Here is a 12,010-nt window from a genome sequence, read left to right as displayed (position 1 = left end):
GTTTATGGAACATAAGATAAACGCTTATAACAACCTCCTAGAACTTGTAGGAAACACCCCATTAATCAAACTAAATAAAATAGCTGCCAACTTAGAAGGTAATTTTTACGCTAAGGTGGAAGGTTTTAATCCAGGACATTCTTCAAAAGATCGTATTGCCCTTTATATAATAGAAGAGGCGGAGCGTAGGGGAATATTAAAGAAGGGGAGTACCATAATAGAAACCACTTCGGGGAATACGGGTTTTAGCATTGCCATGATCAGTATCATTAAAGGTTACGAATGCATCTTGGCGGTAAGTTCAAAATCTTCCAAGGATAAAATAGACATGCTGAGGTCTATGGGGGCAAAAGTATATGTATGCCCTGCACACGTTAGCGCAGATGATCCAAGGTCTTATTACGAAGTGGCCAAAAGACTGCACGAGGAAACCGAGGGATCCATATATATCAATCAATATTTTAATGATTTAAATTCTGAGGCCCATTATAAAAGTACGGGACCAGAAATTTGGAATCAGACTAACGGGCATATAACGCATTTAATTGCCTGTAGTGGTACAGGAGGTACCATTTCCGGTACCGCAAAATATCTTAAGGAACAAAATCCCAATATCCGCGTAATAGGTGTGGATGCCTATGGTTCCGTTCTTAAGAAATACCATGAGACTGGTGAATTGGATACCAAGGAAATTTATCCATACCGTATTGAAGGTTTGGGTAAAAACTTGATACCTACAGCTACCAATTTTAAGGTAATTGACGAATTTATCAAGGTTACCGATGAAGAAAGTGCCCATACGGCCAGGGAGATTTCCAGGACCGAAGGACTCTTTGTTGGATATACCAGTGGTGCGGTGATGCAGGCCGTAAGGCAATTGGAGGAAATGGGCGAGTTTAATGAAAATAGCAATGTAGTGGTTATTTTTCCAGACCATGGTTCTAGGTATATGAGTAAGATATACAGTGACCAGTGGATGGCCGACCAAGGATTCTTTGATAGTAAGAATGTTGAAGAACCACAAAAAATAGAATTTGTAAAGTAAGTGTTATGCAAAATTTATAATATAAAAAGCAACGGTTCATAAGTCGTTGCTTTTTATGTATTAAATAAGTTGCATATGCATATTAAAAATATATACTTTTGCAGTAATAATCAATGTAGGCTAGATGAGAGATTTATTTGACAGAATTATCGAGAATAAAGGTCCTTTAGGAAAATGGGCTTCCCAAGCGGAAGGATATTTTGTATTTCCAAAATTAGAAGGTCCTATATCCAATAGGATGAAGTTTCAAGGAAAGGAAGTAATTACTTGGAGCATAAATGATTACTTGGGGCTGGCCAATTTACCGGAAGTGAAGAAGGTAGATGGCGAGGCAGCATTGGAGTACGGTGCCGCATTTCCTATGGGAGCAAGGATGATGAGTGGGCATACCGAATTCCACGAGCAATTGGAGCAGGAATTGGCTGCCTTTGTTAAGAAAGAATCTGCCTATTTGTTGAACTTTGGTTACCAGGGAATGGTTTCTGCCATTGATGCGTTGGTTTCCAAGGATGATATTATAGTTTACGATGTGGATTCTCATGCCTGTATTATTGATGGTGTACGTTTGCATATGGGTAAGCGTTTTACCTTTAAGCACAATGACATAGAAAGTCTTGAGAAAAACCTTGATAGGGCCGTTAAAATGGCCGAGCAGACCGGAGGAGGCATTTTGGTGATATCCGAAGGTGTTTTTGGTATGCGAGGAGAACAGGGCAAGCTTAAGGAAATTGTGGCTCTTAAGAAGAAATACAAATTTAGATTGTTCGTTGATGATGCACACGGTTTTGGAACCTTGGGTGAAACTGGAGCTGGAGCAGGTGAGGAGCAGGGAGTTCAAGATGATATAGATGTTTATTTTGCAACTTTTGCCAAATCTATGGCAGGAATCGGAGCCTTTTTGGCAGCGGATAAAGAGATTATAGAATACCTTAAATACAACTTGAGATCCCAAATGTTTGCTAAATCATTGCCAATGATTTATGTAAAAGGAGCGCTGAAGAGGTTGGATATGCTTAGAACCCAGCCAGAATTAAAGGCAAAACTTTGGGAGAATGTAAATGCCTTGCAGAACGGACTTAAAGAAAGAGGTTTTGATATAGGTACTACCACTAGCTGTGTAACACCGGTCTATCTTAACGGTAGTATTCCCGAAGCCATGGCATTGGTTAAGGATCTACGGGAGAATTTTGGAATTTTCTGTTCCATTGTGGTGTATCCGGTAATCCCCAAAGGTTTGATTCTTTTGAGAATGATTCCTACGGCTACACATACCTTACAGGATGTATCCGAAACTTTGGAGGCCTTCTCCGTAATACGGGAGCGATTACAGAACGGGACTTACAAGAGATTGTCTGCGGCAGTAGCGGCAGCGATGGGAGAATAATTCTTTTTCAACTTATAAAAACAAAGGCCAACTTATTATTAAGTTGGCCTTTGTTTATTTTGTATGGCATAGAAACTTTGTTCCTTAGGACCGCTTAAAGTTCCTTTTTGTAGGTCCTTCTTCTCTTATATATTTTTGGGTCGAAATGTTTCCACAACTGGCGAATGGCCACATTTTCTTCCAATTCCGGAGTCCTAACACATTTTTCTATACCCTTGGCCTTAAAAGTCTTGTAATATTCATTGAACATAACGGCGGTAACGCCTTTATTTTGATATTCGGGAAGTACCCCTATCAAATAAAAAATAACCTCTTTGCTGTTCTTTTTGGCGCTGAGCAAATGAAACAGGCCGAAAGGAAGCAATTTCCCATTCGCTTTTTGCAAAGCCTTGGAAAACGAAGGCATCACAATGCCGAACGCTATCAATTTATCATCCTTATCCAATATAAATTTGATATACTCGGGATTGATAAAACTGATATACTTTTTCTTGAAGTAATCCTTTTGAATATCGGTTATGCGTACAAAGGAAGAAAGTGAGGAATAGGTCTCGTTAAAAAGGTCGAACATCTGATCTACCCAGGGCATAACTTCCTTGGTCTTGGTAAAGTTCAATTCCTTTACACCATATCTTTTTCGGACCAATTCATTTGCCTTTTGAAAGAATTTGGGCTCAGCATTGCTAAATGGGAATTTATTTTCCATGTACTCCTTTTCCTTTACAAACCCAAAGCGCTCAAAATGATTTACATAGTAAGGATGGTTGTACCAAGTAATCATGGTACCTATCTCATCAAACCCTTCGGTTAGTACGCCTACCTTGTCCAGATTGGAAAAACCTACAGGCCCTTCCATATAGGACAACTTATGTTCCTTTCCTATTTCTGCCACCTTGTTGAACAGCGCTTCGGAAACTTCATAGTCATCCACAAAATCGAACCAACCAAAACGCATCTTTCTTACCTGCTGCTGGTCCACTTCCAATCTATTGATAATGGCTACGACCCTACCTACAATTTTATTGTTCTTATAAGCTAGAAAAAACCAGGCATCGGCATCCTTAAAAACAGGATTTTTACTTTTGTCAAAAGACTCCAGTTCATCATTTATAATAGGAGGGACCCAATAGGGGGAACCCTTGTAAAGTGAAAATGGAAATTTTACGAAATCTTTAAGTTCCGATTTTGTTTTTGCTTCTTTTAGAGTAACCATACCATTGTTCTTGTATGGTTCAATATTAGCAATATTAATCTATAGGAAAAAGGACAAAAGTTATTTTGTTAGAAATCAATATCAGAATCGTCCCTATTCCTTTCTTTTTTCTTTAGTTTCCGAAGTTGTTTTTTGGTAGGTCCCAAATCGATATCCTCTGCGCCAGAACCTTTGTTTTTCCCTTTTTTCTTTTTCTTCATGGCGTTCTTGTTGATAGGCCCACCATTTTCTCCGGCCTTTTGATCTTCAATGGCCTTCACCTTGTCCCTGTGCATGTCTATTCTATAAGAGAATCCCATTGTGGCAAAGATCCTACTTGGCGTATTCTTAAAACTTGCGCCCAAATTCATGTCCACCTGCATATTCTCACCTAACAAATGGGCCACACCTCCCCTTAGGAGTACATCTGCGTACCGGTCACTTTTAATTCCTTGGTTTTCTACAAAGACACTCCATTTTGGGTCTCTAAAGGCGTGCGATAAGGATACTGTGTAGTTCCATTCCGGGAAATCTGTTCCCAATCTATCATAGGCAATATTGGAAATAAGTACGAATCTAGGGGTAAGCCTACTTTGTGTTGCAAGCATTACCCTTGGCGAGACCGTGGGATCACCTCGGTAAAAAGGATTGTCTCCCAATACAAAATTGGCACCGGCGTAGACCGATACGGCCGGAATTAGATTTTTTAGCTTAAAACCATAATTGGCCTTCCAGCTGTAAAGATTGGGTTTATTATTTTCGGGATTCTTGAAGGGATCGTAAATTAAAAATTTTAGACCTATTCTATTTCTGGAAAAATCGGTGTTCTCAATTTCTACCCCTGTGTTGGTATATGTTTTATTTTGATGGTCAAAAGTACCTTCATAATTCAATTCCAAGGTTTCGAAAAGTAGTCCGTAACGCAAAGACAGATCGGCTCCAAGAATATTAGATTCCGTGGCCAACCTTGTATGGTCCTGTTGTTCATAACCTACGCCAAATTCGGCCTGCAAAACATTGGTGCCAATGGCATAAGCACTTACGGATAGGCCAGGTCTATTGGAGTTGATAACATCTGTGTATTGCGAAAATGAGACCAATGGAATGGTGAAAATTCCAAATATTAGTATTTTCATAAGGCGTTTCTTGGAAACATTATACTCCATAGGTACTATTTTATTATTATTTTAAGACTTTTGCACTATTAATACAACGTTAGAATTGTACTTTTGATATAAAATTTGTCAACTTATTATGGGTTTTTTAAAAACGATACTAATTGTACTCTTAGTATACTATTTGCTTAAAATTCTGGCCAAATGGTTTGCTCCTAAATTGTTTAGGTACGCGGCAAAGAAGACCGAGGAACATTTTAAGGAAAGGTTTGAAGGTTTTGCAGCTCAGCAACCTCAAGATGAGGAACAAATTGGCGACGTTATAATTGATAAAAAAACGACTAAGAAAAAGAACAGCTCAAAAAATGTTGGAGAATACATAGATTTTGAGGAAATTGAATAACCTTTTACCATAACCAAACATGAGAAACGGTCTAAGAGCCTTTTTTATCCATTTTTTTGTAACCGTATTTTTTATAATTGTAGCGCTGGCCTATTTCCATCCCGTACTTCAGGGGAAGGTAATAGAGCAATCCGATATTGTCCAATTTACTGGAATGGCCAAGGAACAGAACGATTTTCGAAAGAAAACAGGGGAGGAGCCGTACTGGACCAATAGTGCCTTTGGAGGAATGCCTACCTATCAATTGGGAGCTTATTATCCCCATGATTATGTAAAAAAATTGGATCGGATCATCCGGTTTTTACCTAGGCCCGCAGATTACCTTTTTATATACCTTATCGGTTTTTATATTTTGTTATGTTGTCTCAAGGTAGATTACAAATTGGCGGTGTTGGGAGCATTGGCCTTTGGTTTCTCTACGTATATGATCATTATATTGGGAGTAGGGCACAATGCAAAGGCTCATGCCATTGGCTACATGCCCATGCTTTTGGGGGGCATAATTTTGGTGTTCAGGAAGAAATACCTCTGGGGGTTTCTCCTAACGGCCATTGCCATGGCCTTGGAAGTAGGTGCCAACCACTACCAGATGACCTACTACTTTATGTTGTTGGTGCTTATTCTTGGGGGTGTATATCTAGTGGATGCCATTAAGAAAAAGAAATTGAAACATTTTGGTATTTCGGTCGGAATCCTGGTTTTGGCGGTGTTGTTGGGAATAGCCGCCAATGCTACTGGTCTAATGGCGACAAAGGAATATGCGGATTGGAGTACAAGGGGAAAATCGGACCTTACCATAACTGCCAATGGAGAGCCCAAAGAAATCGGTTCTGGCCTGGACCGGGAATATATTACGCAATATAGTTACGGCATTGTAGAATCCTTGAATTTATTCGTGCCAAGACTTTTTGGCGGTTCCGGAGGCGAGGATCTGGGAGCCGATTCCAAAACCTATACTTTTTTAACGGAGAACGGAATATCCAGGACCAAGGCATTGGATTTTACCAGTGCTTTGCCACTTTATTGGGGAGACCAGCCTATTGTTGCCGCCCCTGCCTATATTGGGGCCGTTGTGTTCTTTCTCTTTGTTCTGGGGCTATTTTTGGTTAAGGGAAAAGTAAAATGGTGGCTTTTGGGAGGTACTATAATGGCACTACTTCTTTCATGGGGCAAAAACTTTGGTCTTCTTACGGATGTAATGATCGATTATTTTCCGTTGTACAATAAATTTAGAGCGGTGTCATCCATTCAGGTCATTCTGGAACTTTGCGTTCCTGTTTTGGCCATCCTTGCTTTGGTACAACTTTTTGATCCCAAAGAGGATACTTCCAAGAAACTAAAGGACTTAAAATTAACGCTTTTCATTACTTTGGGTATCGGAGTACTTCTTTTTCTGGTCAAGGGAATGTTTAGTTTTACCGGACAGAGCGATGAAACCTATCGCCAGTATTATGGCGATGACATTGTCTCCTTAATTGTGGCAGATAGGAAGGCCGTTTACAATGCCGATATTTTTAGGTCACTGATCTATGTCGCTTTGGCTGCTCTTGTTGTTTGGTTCTATTTAAAGAATAAATTGAAACAGAATTTGGTGATTGTTCTGTTGGGGGTGCTGGTAGTGTTCGATTTAGTAGGGGTTGCCAAGCGCTATGTAAATGAGGACGATTTTGTAGCCCAACGAAGAATGCTGGAACCTTTTCAGGAAACTACAATGGACAAGCAGATTGCCAAGGATACTTCCATTTTTCGGGTGTACGACCCTTCCGAGATCGGCGGGGGAGGCCGTACCGCCTTTTTTCACCAATCCATTTGGGGCTACCATGCTGCTAAACCGGCGGGAATCCAGGATTTGTTCGACTTTCACATTTCCAAGAACAACGTTCGGGTTTTAAGTATGCTCAATGTAAAATATGTGGTACAGCAAGATGAAGAGGGCAGGAGCTATCCGGCATTAAATCCTGATGCCAATGGCAACGCATGGTTTATAGATGAATTGGTGCCGGTCTATAATGCCAATGATGAAATTATGGCATTGAATACCTTGGATGTAAAGCATAAGGCGGTTTTTAATAAATCGAAATTTACCAATTTGAAGGAGGTTAATTTTAAGACGGACTCTACTGCGAGTATAAGGCTTACCCAATATAAGCCTAACCATTTAACCTATAGTTCCAATAATGCCAATCCTGGTGTTGCCGTATTTTCCGAAATGTACTATCCACATGGCTGGAATGCCTATATCGACGGGAAATTGAAAGAGCATTTTGAGGTAAATTATGTGCTCAGGGCAATGGAAATTCCTGCGGGTACACATAAAATTGAGTTTAAATTTGAGCCGAGCCTTATTAAGGTTGGAGGCAACATAACTATGGCAAGCTCAATAATCTTGGTCTTGGTGTTCTTTTTTGGAATTGGTCATGCTTTTTGGGGTTCTAGGAAAAAACCAACGGCTTAATGCAGAAGGTACTCATCATCACGTATTATTGGCCTCCGGCAGGTGGACCTGGAGTACAGCGATGGTTGAAATTTGTAAAGTACCTTAGGGATTATGATATAGAACCTATTGTATATATTCCGGAAAACCCCAATTATCCCATTATAGACGAATCTTTAGTGGATGAAATACCGACAGGAATAAAAATATATAAAAAGCCCATTTATGAACCTTATGGCTTTGCTCGAATATTTTCCAAAAAAAAGACCAAAAAGATCAGCGCTGGAATAATCAATTCCAAAAATCAATCTGTTGTAGAAAAAGCGTTGTTATGGATACGGGGTAATCTGTTTATTCCCGATGCCAGAAAATTTTGGATAAAACCTTCAGTTGATTTTTTGGTGGATGTCCTTGAAAAAGAAAACATTGGAACCGTTATAACAACCGGCCCTCCACATAGTCTGCATCTTATTGGCCTTGAACTAAAAAACCGTACCAAAATTAGGTGGATAACGGACTTTAGGGATCCGTGGACCTCGATCGGCTATCATAAAAAATTGAAACTGACCAAGGCTTCCCAAGCAAGGCATAAACAGCTGGAGCACTTGGTGCTAAATAAAGCCGATAAGATAATTGTGACCAGTGATACAACAAGACGGGAGTTTTCCAATATAACCCAACAACCTATTACTGTTATCACCAATGGGTATGATTCAACCCTGGGCGGTTCCGTGGCTTTGGATGTCGATTTTACCATTTCCCATATAGGGTCACTGCTTACAGGGAGGAACCCCTTGAATCTTTGGAAGGCCATATCAGAATTAATTCAGGAATACCCGGATTTTAAAAAATGTTTCAAATTGCAATTGGCGGGTGTTATTAGTTCGGATGTATTGGAAAGTATCTATTTCTATGGACTTCAATCGTATACCAAATTATTGGGCTATATTTCTCACGATGAGGCACTCCAATATCAACGAAAGTCGCAAGTGCTGTTATTGATAGAGATCGATTCTGAAGAGACCCAAGGTATTATTCCGGGAAAAGTATTTGAGTATATGGCGTCAAAAAGGCCTATCTTGGGTGTAGGTCCAACCAACTGGGAGGTTGGAGATCTAATTGCAGGATCCAAAACGGGGGAGACCTATACCTATGCCCAGTTGGGTGAATTAAAAAGTACCCTGTTGCAATGGTTTCAAGAATATAAAAAAGATCAATTGGTTTTGCCTCAGGCAGAGGTTGAACAATATCACAGAAGGGAATTAACGGCAAAGTTGTCCAGGTATTTAGCATGGGAATAGTCTTAAAACAATCATTGAACAATACTTTGATTACCTATGGTGGCTTTGCCATAGGGGCCTTGAACCTACTTTTTCTATATACACGGTTTTTATCGGACGAATATTTTGGCTTGGTCAATGTAATACTGTCCGCATCGTCCGTTTTAATGCCGCTATTGGCATTTGGGATTCCAAACACTTTGGTCAAATATTACTCGGGTTTCCAGGAACTTAATGGGAAGGATGGTTTTTTGACCCTAATGGTTATCTTACCGCTAATACTTATTGTGCCTATTGGGGCCATTTCCTACCTGGCCAATGAGACCATTGGTAATTTCTTGTCCAAGGAGAACCCAATAGTGAAAGGGTATGTATGGCATATTTTCATTATTGGTGTGGCAATGGCCTATTTTGAGGTGTTTTACGCATGGGCCAAGGTTCAGATGAAATCGGTTTTTGGGAACTTTATGAAGGAGGTATTCAGCAGAATAGTAATTACATTTCTACTTCTGTTGGTTTATTGGGACCTGATTTCGGTACTGACCTTTCTCAATGCCATGGTAGGGATGTATATCCTTAGGACGCTTATAATGCAGATCTACGCTTTAAGGTCGCTACGATTAAAGTTGGATTTTAATTTTCCTGCAAACAGCCGTGAAATTATAAATTATAGTACCCTAATTATATTGGGCGGATCTGCCGCAATAGTTCTGTTGGAGGTAGACAAGGTGATGATCAATCAATTTATAGAAATTAAAAATGTCGCCTATTACAGTGTTGCAGGATATATAGCAACCGTCATTGCCGTTCCGTCCAGGTCTATGCACAACATTACTTATCCCTTAACTGCGGAAATACTTCATAAAAAGGATATGAAGGCTCTTAAAACATTATATCAAAAGAGCTCGCTTACCTTGTTTATAGTATCTGGGCTCATATTTATTTTGATTATTCTAAATCTAAATGATTTGTACAATTTATTGCCCGAATCCTATCGTGGCGGATATGCAATTGTTTTTATCATTGGATTTGCCAGAGTATATGATGCCCTTTTGGGCAACAATAATGCTATAATGTACAATTCGGATTTTTATAGGGCATTGCTCCTTATGGGGGTTGCCTTGGCAATCCTAACCATTTTGTTGAACCTATGGCTTATTCCAAAATACGGCTTGGACGGTGCGGCCATAGCTAGTTTTATGGCTTTTTTTGTTTACAATACCATAAAATTGGGTTTTGTTAAATTAAAATTTGGTATTCAACCAATTACAAAGGAGACTTTTAAAGTTGTTTTTCTTCTCGTTATACTATCTGCCATTTTTTACTTTGTATCGTTTCCATTCCATCCATTGGTGAACATTGCCCTAAGGGGTATGTTGATTCTGCTTGGTTATGTTTTTGTTTTATATCGCTTCAGAATTTCCGAAGACGTATTTGGGGCCATTTCATTTTATTTGGGAAAGTTGGGGAGGAAAAAATAGGACAAGGTGGATTATCTCTAGGACAGGCCTTACATTCATTAAGCGAAAAGCATTTTTAATATTTCGAAGAACGGGTTGGAGCACACCAATCTCACTAAGAAAGTAAAACCCCGCAGGAACGAATTCGCTGCGGGGCTAAACAACTAACCAACCTAAAAACTATTTTTAATTACTTCTAGAACTTCTTCTTCTTGTGGAAGCCGTTGAAACTTTTCTTGCACTGCTGGAAGATGACTTTGTCACCGACCTTTTTACAGTACTTTTCGACTGTACATTTGGTCGTTTTACAGTAGTATTCCTTACAGATGAACCGCTATTGCTTCTACTTGAAGAACTTCTACTTATCGAAGTATTTCTAGGGCTTCTGTTAACTTCCTTTTTTACCACTGTTCTGGTATTTCCGGAAGGTCTGGATACAACTGCTTTGCTCCTTGTTACAGAACTTCCATTGCCATTACTACTCCTTGTATTGGTTGTTCTACTTACGGTTCTTTGAACATTGCCCTTATTATTTGGGCGGATCGAAGAACTTCTGGAAACTGATCTGTCATTTCTAGAACTTGGTGTACTGCTTCTTACAGTAGTACTTCTCTTTACCGTACCGTTTCCATTGCTACGTTGAGTGGTAGATCTTGAAACATTATTGTTTCTGCCACTAACATTGTTGCTTCTGGATGTAGTACTTCTGGAAACAGTGTTATTTTTTCTTAACCCATCATTTCTACTTGCAACGGACCTGTTGGATCTTAGGTTACTGTTATTTCTATACCCATTATCCCTAACGGCAACTCGTTTGTCGTTTCTATAAATGGTACTTCTCTTATTATGATGCCCTTTGTCGTATTTGTAATGGTGACCTATTTTAGCATATGCTTTTCTGTGGTTGTGATGATATGGCCTATAGTAGGTATATCTTACAGGTTGGTAATACCTTCTGTAAGGGCTACCAAATACTAGACTAAAGCCTAAGGCCGGTCTTACGAAAAAGCTGTGGAAAGGGCTATACACATAATGCCTGTTATAGACATTAATGAACCCCCTGTGGTGGCTGTAAAGCCCACGGTTGTTGTAGTACACATAAAGACCACCAACTCTGGATACCCTGCCACTATTATAGTTGATATCTACCTCCCCAATTTGGGTTACCCTACCGTAGTAATCATAGTATATGGGAACATTCTCAACCTGTATAACTGCACCGTAATCGTCATACTGTACATAAGGGTTGTAATCGTAACCTGAATTGAAAGTAATATTGGTATGTCCAAAATTTACATTAGCATTCACGCCACCTCTATTGTCAATATAGAAATCGAACTCCCCATCAGGATAAACTGAAAATGTAATGCCATTTTCAACAAAAATAAATGAGTTGTTGTTTCTATAAGAATTGCTTGTGGCAACCTTATCTTCCACTGAAGCTGCCTTGGAACCCGAAGTACCTAATATAAGCGCTGTAAAAAGGAGTATTAAATTTCTCATGATATAAGGTTTTAATTTTGAATGCAACTATTTACATTCAATTTGTATATACCAAACAGCATGCCAAAAAATCAATTAATAATTTAATATATTGATTTTCAATTATTTATAATTTATTTGTTTATGGCCTTGTGAAGGAAATAGGTTGAAGGAAAAATAAACCGGTGGGCAAAAGCCATTGGCAAATAGCCAAG

At 39.3% G+C, this 12,010-nt stretch carries 9 protein-coding genes; 6 read left to right on the top strand and 3 right to left on the bottom strand.

Annotated elements, in window-relative coordinates; all coding sequences use genetic code 11:
- The first annotated feature begins 4 nt into the window (after positions 1-4).
- Both MWU82_RS12975 and MWU82_RS12970 read left to right on the top strand, forming a co-directional pair.
- Positions 5-1,045 (top strand): cysteine synthase family protein, encoded by a 1,041-nt coding sequence (locus MWU82_RS12975; RefSeq protein ID WP_072861565.1) that lies wholly within the window; start codon positions 5-7, stop codon positions 1,043-1,045.
- 124 nt (positions 1,046-1,169) lie between these two features.
- On the top strand, positions 1,170-2,429 hold the full coding sequence (locus MWU82_RS12970; protein ID WP_247096681.1) for an aminotransferase class I/II-fold pyridoxal phosphate-dependent enzyme: 1,260 nt from the start codon (positions 1,170-1,172) through the stop codon (positions 2,427-2,429).
- 94 nt (positions 2,430-2,523) lie between these two features.
- On the opposite strand, the gene MWU82_RS12965 is transcribed toward MWU82_RS12970, so the two are convergent.
- Positions 2,524-3,642 (bottom strand): GNAT family N-acetyltransferase, encoded by a 1,119-nt coding sequence (locus MWU82_RS12965; protein WP_247096680.1) that lies wholly within the window; start codon positions 3,640-3,642, stop codon positions 2,524-2,526.
- A 68-nt stretch (positions 3,643-3,710) separates the two neighbouring features.
- On the bottom strand, positions 3,711-4,757 hold the full coding sequence (locus MWU82_RS12960; protein WP_247096679.1) for a transporter: 1,047 nt from the start codon (positions 4,755-4,757) through the stop codon (positions 3,711-3,713).
- Between the two features lie 118 nt (positions 4,758-4,875).
- Between MWU82_RS12960 and MWU82_RS12955 the strand changes: the two genes are divergently transcribed.
- The 4 genes from MWU82_RS12955 to MWU82_RS12940 are packed head-to-tail and all read left to right on the top strand — an operon-like array spanning position 4,876 to position 10,334.
- Entirely contained in the window at positions 4,876-5,139 is a 264-nt protein-coding gene (locus MWU82_RS12955) for a DUF4834 family protein (RefSeq protein WP_072861561.1), read from the top strand.
- Positions 5,140-5,158: 19 nt separating this feature from the next.
- Positions 5,159-7,594, top strand: coding sequence for a YfhO family protein (locus MWU82_RS12950; protein ID WP_247096678.1), 2,436 nt, complete (start codon positions 5,159-5,161; stop codon positions 7,592-7,594).
- Positions 7,594-8,874 (top strand): glycosyltransferase family 4 protein, encoded by a 1,281-nt coding sequence (locus tag MWU82_RS12945; RefSeq protein ID WP_247096677.1) that lies wholly within the window; start codon positions 7,594-7,596, stop codon positions 8,872-8,874. The genes MWU82_RS12950 and MWU82_RS12945 overlap by 1 nt, the downstream gene beginning before the upstream one ends.
- Positions 8,865-10,334 carry a polysaccharide biosynthesis C-terminal domain-containing protein gene (locus MWU82_RS12940; RefSeq protein WP_247096676.1) on the top strand — a complete coding sequence of 490 codons (1,470 nt, stop codon included), beginning with the start codon at positions 8,865-8,867 and terminating at the stop codon, positions 10,332-10,334. Before MWU82_RS12945 ends, MWU82_RS12940 begins: the two co-directional genes overlap by 10 nt.
- Before the next feature lie 165 nt (positions 10,335-10,499).
- Here the strand turns inward: MWU82_RS12940 and MWU82_RS12935 are convergent, their stop codons facing one another.
- Complete coding sequence (locus tag MWU82_RS12935) at positions 10,500-11,816, bottom strand: hypothetical protein (RefSeq protein ID WP_247096675.1); 1,317 nt, start codon at positions 11,814-11,816, stop codon at positions 10,500-10,502.
- Positions 11,817-12,010 lie beyond the last annotated feature (194 nt).

Origin of the sequence: Arenibacter sp. S6351L (assembly GCF_023016025.1) — a bacterium.
GTDB classification, from domain to species: domain Bacteria; phylum Bacteroidota; class Bacteroidia; order Flavobacteriales; family Flavobacteriaceae; genus Arenibacter; species Arenibacter algicola_B.
Note: the sequence above shows the minus strand (reverse complement) of the source record. Positions and strands in the feature narration are given on the sequence as shown.